Origin of the sequence: Paraburkholderia aspalathi (genome assembly GCF_900116445.1) — a bacterium.
In the GTDB taxonomy this organism is placed as follows: Bacteria; Pseudomonadota; Gammaproteobacteria; order Burkholderiales; family Burkholderiaceae; genus Paraburkholderia; species Paraburkholderia aspalathi.
The window spans coordinates 313634-330503 of the sequence record NZ_FPBH01000002.1; the positions used below are offsets into that span (position 1 = coordinate 313634).

General features: G+C 63.9%; 15 protein-coding genes. 3 read left to right on the forward strand and 12 right to left on the reverse strand.

Annotation, left to right across the window (positions count from 1 at the left end):
- Window positions 1–4 precede the first annotated feature (4 nt).
- The 11 genes from BM438_RS04045 to BM438_RS04095 all read right to left on the reverse strand — a co-directional run bounded on the left by BM438_RS04045 (window position 5) and on the right by BM438_RS04095 (window position 12843).
- On the reverse strand, window positions 5–802 hold the full coding sequence (locus BM438_RS04045) for a CoA-transferase subunit beta (protein ID WP_093633032.1): 798 nt from the start codon (window positions 800–802) through the stop codon (window positions 5–7).
- A gap of 10 nt (window positions 803–812) precedes the next feature.
- On the reverse strand, window positions 813–1697 hold the full coding sequence (locus BM438_RS04050; protein ID WP_093633033.1) for a CoA transferase subunit A: 885 nt from the start codon (window positions 1695–1697) through the stop codon (window positions 813–815).
- A gap of 54 nt (window positions 1698–1751) precedes the next feature.
- On the reverse strand, window positions 1752–2648 hold the full coding sequence (locus BM438_RS04055) for a VOC family protein (RefSeq protein WP_093633034.1): 897 nt from the start codon (window positions 2646–2648) through the stop codon (window positions 1752–1754).
- 76 nt (window positions 2649–2724) lie between these two features.
- Entirely contained in the window at window positions 2725–4362 is a 1638-nt protein-coding gene (locus BM438_RS04060) for a FadD3 family acyl-CoA ligase (protein ID WP_093633035.1), read from the reverse strand.
- 67 nt (window positions 4363–4429) lie between these two features.
- Entirely contained in the window at window positions 4430–5548 is a 1119-nt protein-coding gene (locus BM438_RS04065; RefSeq protein ID WP_093633036.1) for a ferredoxin--NADP reductase, read from the reverse strand.
- A gap of 11 nt (window positions 5549–5559) precedes the next feature.
- Complete coding sequence (locus BM438_RS04070) at window positions 5560–6324, reverse strand: SDR family oxidoreductase (RefSeq protein WP_093633037.1); 765 nt, start codon at window positions 6322–6324, stop codon at window positions 5560–5562.
- Window positions 6325–6345: 21 nt separating this feature from the next.
- Window positions 6346–8043 (reverse strand): FAD-binding protein, encoded by a 1698-nt coding sequence (locus BM438_RS04075; RefSeq protein ID WP_093633038.1) that lies wholly within the window; start codon window positions 8041–8043, stop codon window positions 6346–6348.
- Between the two features lie 16 nt (window positions 8044–8059).
- The gene (locus BM438_RS04080; RefSeq protein WP_093633039.1) at window positions 8060–8578 is read right to left on the reverse strand and encodes a flavin reductase family protein; all 519 of its coding nucleotides are present in this window, start codon (window positions 8576–8578) and stop codon (window positions 8060–8062) included.
- Entirely contained in the window at window positions 8575–10350 is a 1776-nt protein-coding gene (locus BM438_RS04085; RefSeq protein WP_093633040.1) for an FAD-dependent oxidoreductase, read from the reverse strand. Before BM438_RS04085 ends, BM438_RS04080 begins: the two co-directional genes overlap by 4 nt.
- 11 nt (window positions 10351–10361) lie before the next feature.
- A complete protein-coding gene (locus BM438_RS04090; protein ID WP_093633245.1) occupies window positions 10362–11555 on the reverse strand; it encodes an acyl-CoA dehydrogenase family protein in 1194 nt (397 codons plus the stop codon).
- A gap of 133 nt (window positions 11556–11688) precedes the next feature.
- Window positions 11689–12843, reverse strand: a complete 1155-nt coding sequence (locus BM438_RS04095; protein ID WP_093633041.1) for an LLM class flavin-dependent oxidoreductase — start codon at window positions 12841–12843, stop codon at window positions 11689–11691.
- 306 nt (window positions 12844–13149) lie between these two features.
- On the opposite strand from BM438_RS04095, the gene BM438_RS04100 reads away from it, so the two are divergent.
- Complete coding sequence (locus BM438_RS04100) at window positions 13150–13500, forward strand: VOC family protein (protein ID WP_093633042.1); 351 nt, start codon at window positions 13150–13152, stop codon at window positions 13498–13500.
- A gap of 82 nt (window positions 13501–13582) precedes the next feature.
- Here the strand turns inward: BM438_RS04100 and BM438_RS04105 are convergent, their stop codons facing one another.
- The gene (locus BM438_RS04105) at window positions 13583–14764 is read right to left on the reverse strand and encodes a helix-turn-helix transcriptional regulator (RefSeq protein WP_093633043.1); all 1182 of its coding nucleotides are present in this window, start codon (window positions 14762–14764) and stop codon (window positions 13583–13585) included.
- Window positions 14765–15051: 287 nt separating this feature from the next.
- Between BM438_RS04105 and BM438_RS04110 the strand changes: the two genes are divergently transcribed.
- Window positions 15052–15996 carry an alpha/beta hydrolase gene (locus tag BM438_RS04110; protein WP_093633044.1) on the forward strand — a complete coding sequence of 315 codons (945 nt, stop codon included), beginning with the start codon at window positions 15052–15054 and terminating at the stop codon, window positions 15994–15996.
- A gap of 20 nt (window positions 15997–16016) precedes the next feature.
- Window positions 16017–16820: an enoyl-CoA hydratase/isomerase family protein gene (locus tag BM438_RS04115; RefSeq protein ID WP_093633045.1), complete on the forward strand. Its 804-nt coding sequence runs from the start codon at window positions 16017–16019 to the stop codon at window positions 16818–16820.
- Window positions 16821–16870 lie beyond the last annotated feature (50 nt).

The following is a 16870-nucleotide window of genomic DNA, read 5'->3' on the forward strand; positions in this document are numbered from 1 at the left end:
TCCCTCACACGCGACGCGGCGCGGGGTTGTTGCGCACGACACTCGCACGCAGGTTGTGCGGATCGAGTGCACGCACGATGCGCAAATCGTCCGCGCTTGGCGATGGCGTCACGTGCATGTCGGGATGCTTTTCAAGTTCGAAACCCGTCGCGTCCTGTACTTCGTCGAAGCTCACGCCAGGATGGAGCGAGCGCACCTGCACCGCATGATTCACACCACCGAAGTCCATTACGCACAGGTCAGTAATCACGCTGCGCAGATCGGTGAACGCACGCATGCCGGGAATCTCGCGTGCATGGTTGTAGCCCACGCTGCACACCATATCCACTTCGCCGGCAACGAACGTACGCTTGCCATGACCGGAGACGAAGAACGAGTTCGCATGATTGATACTGTTGCCCGGGAAACCGCGGGCGCCGAGCAATTGCGTTTTCGGACGAGCGTAGTCGTCGCCGAGCCAGGAGATGTTGGCCTGGCCGTAGCGGTCGATCTGCGTGGGCATTACCAACGCATGACGTTTTCCGTGCCACACACAATCGAACACGCGCTCATAAGTCATCAAACCGGACGCCTGCACGCGATAGCCCGCTTCACGCGGTCCGAGCGGCACCGGGCTTTCGACCAGATAGGCCTCGCCATCGGTGAGCATCAGGCCGGCGTTGTACGCAAGGCGCGCAAGACCAGCGGCCAGACGCGGGCCCGTGCCGATGCCGGTTGCCAGCACTTCGCCGTCATCACACCAGACGCGTGCCGCCGCGGCGATCATCAATTCGGCGAGGGAATAATCGAGAGAGTCGCTCATATGCGCTCCATTACAGAATCGGCAACGGCAACGCCGCTACATGGGACCGGCCGCCTGCGCGTTGCAGATAGCCCGGTTCGTCGGCGCCTACTACGTCGTTCAGGTAAGAGGCAGTTTGTTGCGGATCTTCCGCACTCGCGCAATACGTCTTCAGATGCGGCAAATCCCAGCCGTAAGCCGGCGCGCACGAAGTGGGATGCGCGCCGCACGGTGCGTGCACCACGCCGCTCACGAGCGATCGTTCGAAGGTGTTGCGGCGGGCGAGGTCGAGGTTCTCGCTCGCGAGCGTTTCGACCAGCGTCTCGCTGCTGACGAAGCACTTCTTCGCCGCGCGTGCGAACCATGCGTCGAAGAAAGGATCGGGACCGTCGATGCGTGTGTTACCCATGCGGTCCGCGGCGTTCACGTGCAACAGCGCGGCGTCGAGTTCAAGCGCCGGCATCGCGAGCAGCGTCTCGCCGCCATACGGCGATTGCACGGTGCGCAGATGCGGCGCGTGCTTCAGCAGATCGGTGCCGAGACCCACGCGCGTCGGCAGAAACGGCAGACGTGCCGCTGCTGCGCGCAGGCCGAGTTGCAGCAGACCCTCGTCGAGCTCCCACACGTCGAGCGCGCCCTGCTCGCGTGCCCTGCGAAAATGCGGCTCGAGCGGAATCACATCGAGCGACACGAAGCCGAACACCAGCTTGCGGACTTTGCCCGACGCGCACAGCAGCCCGACGTCCGGGCCGCCATACGCAACCACGGTGAGGTCCTTCAGATTCGAGCGGACGATCTCGCGCACGAGTGCCATCGGCTTGCGGCGCGGACCCCAGCCGCCGATGCCGATCGTCATCCCGTCGGCGAGTTGCGCGACGGCATCGCGTGCGCTGAGTGTTTTATCGAGTGGTTTCATGCGGTATTCCTACTGATTTTCTGCGTGTTTGCTGCGAGGTTTCCCGACCAGGGTCTAGCGGAATCCAACGCTGAAGTCGTGGCCCCACAGGCTCACGCGCGTCGCCTCGTAGACGTTATGCTGCGCCCAGTCGACCGTCAGGCCGCCATAGCCGTACTCCAGATCGAAGCCGCCCGGCGTTTTCATGTAGAACGAGATCATGTGGTCGTTGCAATGACGGCCGAGCGTCGCGGAGAGCTTCACGCCTTGCGTCGCGACCCGGTCGAGCGCGCGGCCCACTTCGTCCATCGAATCCACTTCGGCCATCACGTGGATGCAGCCGGACGTCACCGGTAAGTCCATGATCGCGAGGCTGTGATGACGCGCGTTTTTGCAATGCAGAAAATGGATGCGTTTCTCGGGCTCGGCCGGGTCGTCGGTGAAACGCACGCGGAAGATGTCGGAGAGTTCGAAACCGACCACGTCGCGCAGGAACGCATCGGTCGCGTCGAATTTCGGTGCGGGCAGCACGGCGTGCCCGAGGCCCATCGCGCCGGTAACGAAACCGGCCACGCCCAGCGGCGATACGAAGCGCCGGAAATCGGCGCGCACGCCCCAGAAGAACTCGTGCCGGTTGCCGGAGGGATCCGTGCACCACACCATCGCCTGCACGCGCCGCAGCACGGTTTCCTGTGCGCTGGCGCGAATCGGTTCAACGCCGGCCGCCTCGAGAGCGCGGATGGCATCGTCGAATGCGGCGGCATCGGCCAGTTCCCAACCTGATGCGAAATAGCGATCGGCGTCGCCGGGCACGATCAGGTAGCGGAAATCGCGCTCGTCCATCTTCACGTACAGCGCGCCGTCCGTTGCGTCCAGTGCCTGCATGCCCAGCACGTTTTCCGCATAGCCGCGCCACGTGTCGACATCCGCCGACTGCACGACGATGTAGCCTAAAGCCCGTACATCGATCATCTCCGACTCCTCCAGAAGCTGTTGTTGTCAGGCTTATTCTGGCGGCCCCGGGGGCGGCTAACATCGTCTGTTGGGACTAGCTTGCCGCGGTGTTTTCAGCGGTGTTTTCGCGGGTTTTTTCGTCGCTTTTGACTGTCTCGCGCAGGCGGTATTTGAGTACCTTGCCGGCCGCGCTGACCGGCAGTTGATCGACCAGCGTGAGATGCCGCGGCACCTTGTAGTTCGCCATGTTCTTGCGAGCCCAGTCGGTCAATTCTTCGGGGCTTGCGTGCTCGCCGGAACGCAGCACGACATACGCATGCCCCACTTCGCCGAGACGCTCGTCGGGCACGCCGACCAGCGCCACTTGCGCCACCGCCGGATGCGCGCTGAACAGCCGCTCGATCTCCGCCGGATAGCAATTGAAGCCGCCGACGATAAACATGTCCTTGATACGATCGGTGATGCGCAGATAGCCGCGCTCGTCGAGCGTGCCGAGGTCGCCGGTGTGCAGCCAGCCTTCATCGTCAACCGCTTCGGAACTGGCGCCCTGCTGGCCGAAATAGCCCTGCATCACGTTGTAGCCGCGAATCAGGATTTCCCCCGTTGCGCCAGTGGGCAACGCATCGCCATTGGTATCGGCAACACGGATCTCTACGCCGGGCATCGCGCGCCCCGATGTGGTCGCGATGGTCTCGGCGTCGTCGCCACTGCGGCACAGCGCGGCGAAACCGCACGATTCAGTGAGTCCGTAGCCCGTCAGCACCGTTTCGAAACCTAGTTGCGCGCGCATCCTTTCGATCAGACTCGGCGCGATCGCGGCAGCGCCGGTCACCGCGACTCTCAACGACGACAGATCGCGCGAGGCCAGATCCGGCATGTCGAGCAGCGCGTGATACAGCGTCGGCGGACCTGGCAATACGGACACGCGATCACGCACGATGCGCTCAAGCACCCGCTCAGGGTTGAACACAAGATGCGGCAGCACAGTCGCGCCGCTCGCGAACGCCGCGAGCCAGCCCGCCTTGTAGCCGAACGCATGAAAGAACGGATTGACGATCAGATAGCGGTCGCTCTCGCGCAGCGTTGCGATCTGTGCCCAATCGTGGACTGCGTGCAGGTTCTGGCCGTGCGTCGTCATCACGCCCTTCGGGCGGCCCGTCGTGCCGGACGTGAACATGATGTCCATCAGCGTGTCAGGGCGCACCGCCGCCTCGCGGGCGCGGAACGCTTCCATCGAGGTGCCCGCAGCGCGCATCAGGAACGCGTCCCACCTCTCGTCGCGGCCGTCGCGATAGTCGCTTGCATCCGCTGCGGGACCGTCAAACACCACGACCCGTTCGAGCCCGGCAGGACGGTGCGCGGCCAACATGGCCGGATACGAATCACCGAGGAAGGTGCCGCAGCAGCACAGCAGCCGCGCGCCACTGTCCTCGAGAATCGCCGCGGCTTCCAGACCCTTCATGCGCGTGTTGATCGGCACCAACGCCGCGCCCGCGCTGTGAATCGCGAGTGCTGCCACGATCCATTCAGCGACGTTCGGCGCCCAGATCGCGACCCGCTCGCCCGGCTCTATGCCGCAGCTCATCAGCGCGCGCGCCGCTTCGATCCGCGCCGCGTCCAGTTGCGCATAGCTCAGGTTGCCCTGGGCTGTTTCGATCGCGGTGCGCGTGCCGAAGCGCGCGGCGCCGCGCGCGATCAGCGCGGGCGTCGTCAGGATGTGATTGAGCGTCATGGTGAATTCGATGGATGGGGTTCGCCGCAAGCGCAACACGCGAGAACCGCGCGTGCGAACCGCGAACCTAGTCGGGAAAAACCACGCGCAGCGTCGCGCTGGCGGGCGTCGCACTACAGGCAAGCGTCCAGCCGTCGGTCAGATCGGCTGCGTCGAGTACGTGGTTGGCGTTCAGGTTCACGCTGCCGGCTTCGACCCGGCACATGCAGGCGCCACACAAACCGCCGCGGCACGAGTGGGGGGCCGGTACGTCGGCGCGCAGCATCGCGTCGAGCAAGGTTTCGCCGGTTTCGCAGGTGAACGTGAAGGTGTTGCCGTCGAGCACGGTTTCGATTGCGGCGTTGGCGAAGCAAGCGGTCGGAGACGATTCAGATGCGGGTGGTGCGTCGGGCACTTTGGACGCCGTGTGCGCTCTTGATACCGCGAGCACGTCACCAGCTTCAGGAAATGCTGACACGCCAGGCTCAGCCGGCAAATCAGGCAGCGAAGCAAACCGCTCCACATGCACCTTCGCTCGCGGCAAACCCAGCGCCAACATTGCCGCCAACGCGTTCTCCATAAACAGCGCCGGTCCGCAAATGAAACACTCCTGCATGCTCCACGGCCGTGCCAGTTCTTCGAGGTGACGCTGCTGCGGAATGCCCTGCACGCTATCGAGCCAATGAATCACCCGCAATCGTCCCGCGTGCCGCTGCCCGAGTTGCCGCAGTTCTTCACTGAAAATCACCGACTGTGCGTCCCGATTCGCGTAGATCAGGGTCAGCATGCCGCGCCCGTTTACCAACGCGGACTTGAGAATCGACAGCACCGGCGTAATGCCACTGCCGCCCGCGAACAGAAGCAGATCGCCGTCGAGAGAACGCGGCGTGAACACGCCCGCAGGCGCCATCACGTCGAGCTCGTCGCCGGGCTGAATGCTGTCGCACATCCAGTTCGACACCCGCCCATCGCGCACCCGCTTGACGGTGATCTTCGGCGCACGGTCGATGCCGGGCGCGCTCGAGAGCGAATAACAGCGCTGCACAATGGCATCCGCGCACGGCACCTTGAGCGTGAGAAACTGCCCCGGGCGATAGCTGAATGCATCGTGCAGCGCCTGCGGCAGATCGAACACGAAAGAGCGCGCGTCGGCGCTCTCCGCGATCACGTCCGCCACTTTGAGCCGGTGAAAACGCGAATCGGCCATGACGTGGGAACTCAGGCAATGCCCATGATCAGCTGCGCGTTATCGATCCGATACTCGCTGCCGTTGATAAAGCGCGATTCATCCGATGCAAGGAACAGCACCAGATTCGCGATATCTTCTGGCAGACACATGCGAGCGTGCGGATCGATCGACTGCGTGAGCGCGTCGCGCGTCTCGTCGGCGGCGCCGAAGAACGGCGCGGTCATCGGCGTGAGAATGCCGTCGGGATGAATCGTGTTGCAGCGGACCTTGTAGCCCTGCTGCTTGCAGTGCGAGGCGATCGCACGCGTCATGGCCGTCACCGCGCCCTTGCTGGCCGAGTAGGCGCAGAACATACCGAGCCCGCCCAACGCCGCCACCGACGACATGTTGACGATCGACCCGCCCTTCTCCTTCATCGCTTTGACGGCCGCGCGGCAACCGAGAAAGTAGCCTTCGGCATTGATGCGCAGCACGCGCTGCCATTGTTCGAGCGTGGTGTCTTCAATGCTGCCGAGCAACAGCACCGCGGCGTTGTTGACCAGCACATCCGGTGTGCCGAAAGTCGTTTGCGCCGCGCCGAACACATCGTTCCAGCCTGTCTCGGACGTAATGTCGTGACGCACGAACAGTGCGACATCGCCGATCTGCGCGGCCACTTCGCGGCCGGCTTCCTCGTTGACGTCGGTGAGCACGACACGCGCGCCTTCACGGGCGAACAGCAACGCGTCCTGTTTGCCGACGCCGCTCGCGGCGCCCGTCACGACGGCGATCTTGCCTTTGAGTCTGTCTCCCATCTTCGTTCTCTCTTTTCAGTGTCAGTCAGTTTCAGTCAGGGAATGGGCGGTGTTCGCGAGAACCACGCCCGCTGCGGCCCGGCCTGCCTGGCGGCCAGACCAGATACAGTCCGCGAGCGAGAGGCCGCTCACGTAATGATTCGATGCCAGGCCGCACGCAGCCCGGCCGGCGGCGAACAGGCCTTCGATCGGCGCGCCCTGCTCAGAGAGCACGGCATTCGTTGTTTCGTCGACCCGCAAACCACCCAACGTGATCGACGGACAGGGGAAAACGCGACTGTCCGATGAAATATCGATCGCGTAGTAAGGCCCGTATATGAGCGGCTGCAACATCGCGGCGGATTTGCCGAACGCACGGTCGATGCCGTCGAGCGCGCCCAGGTTGTAGGCGTTGATGGTTCGCTCGAGCACCGCCGGATCGCTGCCGATGCGAGCCGCAAGTTCTGCCACCGAGCGGGCGCGTTTGCGGCCTGCCAGCATCAACAGCATCGCGGGTACGCTTTGAAACGCCCACAGCTTGCCGCGCAAACATTCCTTGAGTGCGAGCTTCACGAGCTGCGCATCGAGAATCAGCCACGCGTGCCCGTCGCGGGTTTCGCACATCGCATGGCCGAGCGCGGCACCATAGACTTCCTCGTTGCAGAAGCGCTCGCCATTGCGATCCACGACGCAGCCTTGCGCCCACGCATACGGCGGATTGATGAAGCGCCAGGCGGACACGCGTTCGAGCCGCTGCGCCACGCCGCCGGCAGACAGACCGAGCCGGATGCCGGAGCCGTCGCAACCGGTTGTGCCAAGACGCCAGTTCGGCAGATAGCGCGGCGCGTAGTGCGTCACCATCGACCGGTTGAAGATAAAGCCGCCGGTGCTCAGCACCACCGCATCGGCCTTGATCGTGATGAGCCGGCCCTCGCGCTGCTCGAGGCGATGGAGCGCAACGCGTAGCCGGTCGGCCCATGCCGGCATGCCGTTATGCAGGCGTTCCGCCCAGCGTGCGAGCCGCCGGTGGGCGCGCTGGGCACGGCCCGGCGCCACTTGCCAGACTTGCGCGCCAATCACGCGCCCGCTGCGGTCGGTGATCAAGCGGCGCACGCTTGCGTGGCACAGCGTGTCGATGAACGGCTGCGCATCCACCGCGCGCCGCAACGTGTCGTACAGCACGCGCCCCGACATGCCATCGCCGACCACGCGATGCCCGCGCGGTGCCGGCGCATGTTCGCGCACGGCGTCACCTACAGCTTCATTGCCGGAGTAATACAGGTAACAGCGGTTCTGCGGATACGACGTCTTGCGCGGCGGCACCGATGCGGCAAAACGCACGCCGAGACGTTCGAGCCAGCGCAGCATATCGACGCTGCCTGCGCAGAAGCGTGTGAGCGTCGCCGCGGACACCGCGTCACCCACTTCCTGCTGCAGGTACACGAACATCGCCTCGGGCGTGTCGCTGTAGCCCGCTTCGGTTTGATAGCGCGTGCCGCCGCCTGCATAGACCACGCCGCCGCTTTTCGCGCTTGCGCCACCGCCCTCGAATCGCTCGACGATCCGAACTTTCGCGCCGGCCGTCGCTGCTTCCAGCGCGGCACATGCGCCCGCTGCACCAAAGCCCGCAACCAGCACGTCGCACACGTCGTCCCAGCGCACGCACGCAGGATCGTCGACGACGAACGGCGTTTCGACCGGCGCGGTCGATTCCTGCTGTGCGGACGAAGGGCTCTGCATCACGCCGCGCGCCCGCTTATGCCGCTGCGCAGCGCATGGGCGCCGCGGCAGTCGTATAGATGCCGTCCACATACACCAGCGGATCGACCTCGCCGCTAATCAACACCTGCTCGACACGGCCGATGAAGATCGCATGCGTGCCGTAGTCGAAGCGGCCGTCCTGGGTGCAGATCAGGCTCGCCTGCGCATCGTGCAGATACGGCACGCCATGATCCGAGGTCTGCCAGTTGCCGGTGGTGAAGCGTTCCTCGCCTTTGAGGCGCCCGCTGCAATCGATGGCAATGTGCTGATGCTGTGCCGAGAGCACGTTCACGCAAAACGCCGCGCCTTTGTCGAGCGGTGGAAAAATCGACGATGTGCGATTAATGCAGATCAGCAGCGACGGCGGTTCGGTCGAGAGCGAATCGACCGCGGTGGCCGACATCGAATAGCGCCTTTCGCCGTCATTGCAACTGATGACCGCGACCGAGCGCGCGAGCCGGCGCATCGCCAGCAGCATGTCGGCCCGCAACGGATGAGAGGTGGGTTCAGTCATGGCGTGACTCCGCGAAGTTCGCTGCTGGCAGCGCGTGCTGGTTCTGAAATACTGCTAACGCCGTCGCGTTCATCTTCGCTATCGGCAAGATGATTGGCAGCGATGTAACCAAAGGTCATGGCAGGGCCGAGCGTCGAGCCCGCGCCCGGGTAGCTCGCCCCCATCATTGACGCGCTGGTGTTGCCGATCGCATAGAGCCCGGCAATCGGCGTACCGTCGACGTGCAGCACACGAGCGCTGGCGTCGGTCAGGAGACCGCCTTTGGTGCCGATGTCGCCCGCGTCGATACGTACCCCGTAAAAGGGTCCGGTCTCGATCGGCGCGAGGCACGGATTGGGCTTGACGCCCGGGTCGCCGTAGTAGGTGTCGAAGGCGTTGCCGCCTTTGGCGAACTCTTCGTCGATACCGGTCGCGGCGTAGCGATTCATCTTCGCCACGGTGTCGCGTAAGCCTTGTGCGTCGACGCCGATCTGCGCGGCCAGCGCATCGAGTGAAACGGCCTTGTAGAGCAAGGAACGGAACGCCGCGGGGATGCGGTTGTCCGGCATCATCGCGCCGGGCATGATCGGCCCGCATGGATATTTGCGGCGGAACTGCGCGTCGAATACCATCCACGCCGGCACGCACGCACCGGTTTGCGCATGGTCGCGATACATCGCCGGCACGAACTCCGAATACGGCGCGGCCTCGTTGACGAAGCGCTTGCCGAGTCCGTTGACGACCACGCAACCCGGCAGATTGCGTTCGACGAACAACGCGCGCTGCTTCTCTTCCTGATCGACGTGAACGGTCGGCGCGCCCCAGACGTGTTCCATCAATGCGATCTGCGCGCCCAGTTTCAGGCCGACGGCAATCGCGTCACCTGTGTTGTTCGGCGGGGTCGCACTCCACTGCGCTTGCGTGGGACGCGGCAGATAGCGCTCACGCATCGCCTGATTGCGTTCGAAGCCGCCCGCCGCGAGAATCACGCCGCGCCTCGCGAGCACTCGCACGCTTTCTCCACCGCGTTCGACCGCGACGCCCGTTACGCGGCCGTCTGCTTCGAGCAACTCGCTCATCGGCGCGTTGAGCCACAGCGGAACGTCGCGATCGAGCAAGGCGCGGCGCAGGCCACCTGCCAACGCGTTGCCGAGCGTCAGGCGCCGATCGCGCCGCGAGCGGCTGCGTGCGCGCAGATCGAACCAGTAGCGGCCGAATTGCTTCAGCGCCAGCCCGATATAACCCGGTGCTTTCGACAGGAGCATGTGCGCCTCTTTCGAGGTCACCGCCACTCGTCCACCGATCAACGTTCCGGGTGAAGGCAGGCGTAGCCGCGCGAATTCTTCGCCGAGAGACGCGCCGTCCACCGGTAACGGATCGAGCGCGCGGTAACCAGGCATCGAACCTGGCAAGTCCTGAAAGTAGTCCGCGTACTTCGGCAACGCTTCATAACGCACCGGCGTATTCGCTTCGACATAGCGCAGCATTTGCGGTGCGGTGTCGAGATAGGCATCGATCCGGTCGGTTGCGGTCACGCCTTTCGTACAGGCGTCGATATAGGTTCGTGCGGCTTCGCGCGTGTCCGTGGCGCCCAGTTCGGCGATATGGTGGTTGCACGGAATCCAGATGCCGCCACCCGACACCGCCGAGGTTCCGCCGTATACGTCGCTTTTTTCAAGCACCACGACGGACAGGCCGCGGTCGGCCGCGCGACAGGCGGCCAGCATGCCGCCCGCGCCGGAGCCGACCACCACCACGTCGAACACGTAGGTCTGCGTTTGCTGTTCGCTCATGGCGGCATCCATCAAACGAAGAAATCGGTATTCGGACGTCCGAGCATCACGGCGCCGAGATTCTGGCCGAAGCGGTCAAGGTTGTTGGCGTAGTGCGCGCGCGCCGCATGCAGATCGAGAAAGCGCCGCACCAGCGGATTGCGGTTGTAAATGCCGTTGCCACCCGCGTAGCGCAGCAGCGCGTTGGCAGCCTGCGCGCAGCGTTCAGCCACTTGCGCGGATTGATAGCGGAAGTGCACGCGCCGTTCAATCGATACCGCCGGTCCGCCGTTGGCGGCCGCGAGCAGTTCGGCGAAATTGCGTTTGAGCAGCAGCTTCATTTCATCGAGCGCGACAGCCGCGTTGGCGCAGGCGGTTTGCGCGCCGGTATCGTCGGTGGTTTTCGCGCCGCTGTTGGCGCTCACGCGCGTCGCCGCGTAGGACGTGAAGTCGTCCAGCGCGCCTTGCAATGCGCCGATGCACGCGGTACACACCGCCCGTACGAAGATCTGCGCAAACGGCAGATGGAACAGAGGCGCATCGTTGACTGAGAGGCCGGGGCTCGTGCCCATCATGCCGTCGATGGCTTTGTGCGTGCGATAGTCCGGCACGAACGCATCGTTCACCACGATGTCGTGGCTGCCGGTCGCGCGCAAGCCCAGCACGTCCCAATCCTGCTCAATCGTGTAATCGCTTTTCGGCAGCAGGAAGGTGCGGTATTCCGGCGGTTCACCTTCTTTCGCCGGCGGCACCAGCGCGCCGAGAAAGATCCATTCGCACAGTTCGCTGCCGCTGGAAAACTTCCAGTGCCCGGACAACCGGAAGCCGTCTTCAACGGGCGTCACGCGGCCCACCGGCATATAGGTCGACGCGATCAGCGTGCTTTGATCCTTGCCCCACACATCCTGCTGCGCGCGTTCGTCGAACAGCGCCAGTTGCCAGTTATGCACGCCAACCACGCCGTACACCCACGCGGTCGACATACAGCCGCGCGCCACGGCCATCTGAATCTCGAAGAAGGTCTGCGGATCGAGCTCGTAGCCGCCGTAACGCTTCGGCTGAAGCACCTTGAAAAAGCCGGCCGCCTGAAAATCGGCCACGGTTTCTACGGGAATCCGGCCATTTGCCTCGGCCTGCGCGGCACGCCCGGCGAGTACCGGCGCGAGCGCTTCGGCGCGGGCGATCAGTTCGGCTGCAAGGGCTTTCGAATCGTTGTCGCGATGCACGGCTGTCTCCATGATGGCGCGCGAGATGGGTGTCGCGCCTGTTTTGTTGGGTTCATCTTCGAGCCGCGGCTGCGGCGTCGCATCGTCTGAAGGGACTAGCGACGCCCGCCTCGCGTGCTCTTATGCAACGGCCTTATGCGGCAACCTGCGCCTTCTGCTTCTCGGCCTTCAGGCGATTGAAATACGGAATCACGTGCTCGCCGATGTTGCGAATCGTTTCGAGCTGCGCTTCCTGGGACACCGTGCCCATCTGGCAGAGGAACAGCACTTCATCCACACCCGCTTCCATCAACCGGCCCACATAGCCGATGCAATCGTCGACGGTGCCGTAGGCGTGATTCGGGTTCATCATCGAAAGCGCCGGATCGCTGAAGTCGACCACCACCTCCTCCGACGCGAAGCGCGAACGGATCACCATTTCGCCGGTATTGCCCTTCACGAGGTCATCGCCCCAGCTATCCGGATTCGGGCGCTCGCCGCCGGTGTACCAGTACGCCAGCGACTCCATGAAGTAGCGCTGACCGCGAATACCGATCTTGCGGGCCTGCTGGCCATCGTTCAGCACCACGGTCGGGCACAGCGCTGCCAGATGCTGCGTCGGACGGAAACCGACCTGGTCTTCGGCTTTGCGGGTCGCCCATGCCTCGCGATACAGGGAATTTTTCTTCGCGACTTCATCAGGACCGCCGAAACCGAGCACCAACGCACCCAGACCGCGTTGTCCGGCGCGCAGCAAGCCGTCGTTGTTGGTGCACGCCATATACATCGGCGGATGCGGGTCCTGGAACGGCTTCGGGTGAATCGGCCGTTTAGGAATCTTGATGTATTTGCCGTCGTGCTCGATCTCGTCCTGCACGAACATCTTCGGCACCAGGTACATCGATTCGTCGATCATCGGTTGCAGCTCGGCGAGGTCGTAGCCGAATGCCCCAGCTTCCTGCTGGCTGCCGCCTTTGCCGACGCCGAAATGCACGCGGCCGCCCGACAGAATGTCGAGCATGGCCACACGTTCGGCCACCTTGATCGGGTGATTCATCGCGGGCGGCAGGCAGATCACGCCGTGGCCGAGGCCAATGCGGGTGGTGCGGCCGGCCAGATACGCGAGGAAGGTTTCCGGGGCGCTCATATGCGCGTAGTTCGTCAGCGACGTGTGTTCGACGCACCAGACGGTATCGAAACCCATCTGTTCGGCGAGCAAGGCCTGCTCGACGGTCTCCTTGAATACCCGGTGATCGCCTTCCCGCGAAGCGTCCGTGGTTTGGGCTTCGTAGATCAGAGAAAACTTCATTGCGTGCGTCTCCATGAATTTTGGACTGTGCTGAAACGGGCGGCCCGCTCCCGACCCACCGATTCCTACGATGATCGTGACGGTCCACGGAATGAAGTTTCAGTTCGCGCGTGCGGGCCAGCATCGTCTATTTGGATTAACGGTGTGCGCTTTGACTTAGATGCTTTGATCGAAGGCGCCTTTCGCCGCCGATTTGGCCGTGTTTTCGCACTTCGGCTAGTCCGATTGGACCTCGTGCGGCGCTCGCCCGCAGCGCTACGATCGAGCCGCCATACAACGCGGCTCAACTGATGGGAGTGCAATGCAATGAAGGCTTCGATGATGCTGTACCCGGTCGACACGATCGATGCGGCGCTGCCGCTCTTTGTCGACGGGCTAGGCTTGACGGTGAAGTTTCGTGACGGCGAACGCTATTGCGCGCTCGACGGTGGCGCGCTGAGCATCGCGCTGGTGGCGGGTGAAGAACGGATCGTCGAACGCGCGGCGCTGGTGTTTCGCGTCGATGAAAACGACGACCTGTATGCAGCAATGGCGCGCGTGGTGGCGGCAGGCGCGTCAGTGCGCGTGCCGGTGCAGCAAGGACCACACGAATTGCGTGCGGTGCTGGAAGACAAGAACGGTGCGTTACTGGTGTTGTCGCAAAAGCGCGCGGGCTAAGACGTCGGAGGGCGCCATGTGTACCGCGCCGGATGCAGGCGCGGCGCACATGACGCCCCCGTTCAATTGAGTTGAAGCAGGTTCAGCCGAGCGGCACCACACTGCCCAGCAGAATGCGCACGAGCGTCGCCTGACGCGTCACGCCCGTCTTCGAGAAGATTGCCCGCAGATGAGCCCGTGCAGTGTTCTTGCTGATGCCCAGTTCGTCGGCCGCCTCTTCCAGCGTCAAGCCATTGGTCAACAGCAACGCGAGCGAGGTCTCCGCAGGCGTGAGGTCGAACAGCTTGCGCACGATCTCCTGCGAGCCCTGCGATTTGCGATCGGGATCGCGCAGAAACAACACGGTTGCCGGGCGACGCTTGTTGTCCTCGGACCAGTCCGAGAGCGGGATCGTGCGCACCAGCACACCGAGTTTCGGCTTGTCGCAGCCGCGCGTGATCGGAATGGCTTCGACAATCGGCGCTGCCGTGCCGAAGTGCCCCATCAGCGCATGGCGCACCAGACGTTGCAGATTGCGATTCTCCTGCGCGTCCGTTGCCTCGACGTTGCCGTGCGCGATCCGCAGACCGTTGCTCTGCGCGAGAATCTCATCGGCCACGCTATTGGTGCGCATGATCGCGCCGCTCTCGTCGAGCGTCACCGTGCCCACCAGCATCCGGTCGATCGCGCTCGCATACAGCGTGCGCTCCGACTCCACGATATCGAGCCGCGAATGCAGTTCGACCGCGCGCCGCAAATGCGGCAGCAACAGCGCGCAAAACGCCTTGTCACGCGCGGAGAAGTGCTTCGAAGCGTGACTGCGGCACACGCGAAACCGGCATTCGACGCCAGACTCCGTGCGCAGATCGGCGCCCATGATGTAGCGAATGTCGGCCGGCTTCAGGAACTGCTTGTAGAGTTCGCTGGTGAGCCAACCCGTATCGCCGAATACCTCGTCCACCGTGACCACGCGATCCGCCGGCAAACCGACGAACGGGTCGAGCGAATAGTAGTAGTTGTTGTACGAGGCTTCGCCCGGCACGCCCGACCCCATTTCGGACGCGTGCACCATCAGACCGCGCCGGTCGCTCGAGGGCGAACGCAGAATCAGGGTGGCATAGCTCGCACCGAGCGAGGTGCGGATCAACTCGAGCGCGCTAGCCCACGGCGTGCTTTCCAGCGCCCCCTGATAGATGCGCGCGGTCAGTTCGCTGAACTGCGCGACGCTCACCTCGGCCACTTCACTCATGGCCTGGCCCTCTTCAGGGGTCCATTTTGTCTCCATCAACACTCTCCGTCCTCCATGCGACTTTGCATCGCGACGCCAAGCTTAAGGGCCGATCTGTTTGCTGGCATCGGGGGAAGTACTTAGCTGACGAAAGTTTCGCTGAGCGTGCGAACGAACTCTCGTCCAATCGGACGATGCCCCCTTAAAGCCGCCGCGTTTCAATGCATTCAGTGTTGCGGCGTGCGCGCTGAATGCCCTGATTTGCGGCCCGATTCGCGTCATGTACGGCCGCATCGCTTATACGCGGTATAGCCGCTTTCATGACAGCTTTCTCAGGAGACCCGATGGCGCTCGATCCAGAAGCGCAGGCCGTGCTCGCTGCTCTCGCCGGTATGCCCCCGCTCGATTTCGCGCAACTCAGCGCGCCCGCTTACCGCGCAATGATTGCCGCGGGCAGCGGTTTTGCGCCTGGCGACCCGGTCGCCTCGGAAGAAGATCTGATGATCCCGGCCGCGAGCGGCCCGATCGGCGCGCGCCTTTACCGGCCGATGATAGAAGGCGACGATGGCCTGCTTCCCCTGACCGTCTTCTTTCACGGCGGCGGCTTCGTTTCCTGCGGGCTCGACACCCATGCCAACCTGTGCCGTTGTCTGGCGCAACGCGCGCGAACGGTCGTGCTATCGGTCGATTACCGGCTCGCGCCGGAAGCACGTTTTCCGACCGCCGCACTCGATGCGTGCGACGCCGTGCGCTGGGCCGCATCCAACTCAGCCGATCTGCGCGTACGGCCCGGCGCGCTTGCCGTTGCCGGCGACAGCGCGGGCGGCAATCTCGCCGCGGTAGCCGCGCAGCAGGTGCGTCATAGCGGCGTGAATATCGCGCATCAACTGTTGTTCTACCCGGTGGTGGATTGCGCGACCGAATATCCCTCATACAAATCGATGGGCGACGGCTACTTGCTGACGGCGCAGATGATGCGCTGGTTCAAAGACCAGTATTTCGCCGCGGGCTCCAATCGCGCCGATCCACTCGCAAGTCCGCTCGCCGCCACCGATCTTACCGGCGTGGCCAGCGCCACCATCATCAGCGCGGAATACGACCCGCTGCGCGACGAGGCCGAGCATTACGCGGCACGTCTCGCGCAAGCCGGTGTGCTCACAACACATCTGCGCTGGCCGGGGCAAATGCACGGCTTCGCCAGTTTTCTCGGCGTACTCGATGCGGCCGACCACGCACTGACGATGGCGGCGCAAGCCTTACGCCATGCACTGCACACCCAGAACACCTGACTCCGCTGACCAGACAAGATATGACCGCATTGATCCGCCTCGCGGCCGAAGACGGCATCGCGACGCTCACGTTCGACCGCCCCGAGGCACTGAACGCTCTCAACGAAGCGATGGCAATCGAGCTGAACGCCAAGCTCGCACGCCTCGCTCACCACGACGAAATCCGCGCGATCGTGCTGACCGGCGCCGGCAACGCGTTCATGGCGGGTGGCGATCTGCAGACCATGCGCACCGCACTGGACGCAAAACCCCTGGTACGCGACCGCTCGATTGGCAAACTCGTGCGGCTCGCGCAAACCGTGGCCGAGACCGTCACGAGTTCGCGCAAGCCGGTGATTGCCAGCGTCAACGGCGCCGTGGCGGGCTTCGGCTTAAGCCTCGTCGCGGCCTGCGATCTGGCGATCACCGCAAAGAGCGCGACGTTCACTTCGGCGTATGGCCGCATCGGCACCTCGCCCGATGGCGGAGCGACCTACACGTTGCCGCGCGCGCTCGGCACCAAACAGGCTGCGCAATGGATGTATCTCGACGAACGGCATAGCGCCGACGAAGCGTTGCGAGCTGGCTTCGTCAACTGGGTCGTACCGGACGATGACCTCATCGCACAAACGCGCGCACTGCTAAAGCGGATGGGCGCGCTCTCGCCGGATGCGTTCGCGCAAACCAAGAATCTGATCCAGCATGCGCCCGAGCACAGCTTCGTCGAGCATCTGTACGCGGAGCAGCGCAGCTTTCTGCACTGTGCGGCAGGCGACGATTTCCGCGAGGGCATCGACGCCTTCTTCGACAGGCGCGCGCCTGTATTCGGTTCTGGCGCACGTTGAGCGCCTCTCTTTTCATGCAGCGCCAGTCACAGCAGTAGCACAGGGATAAA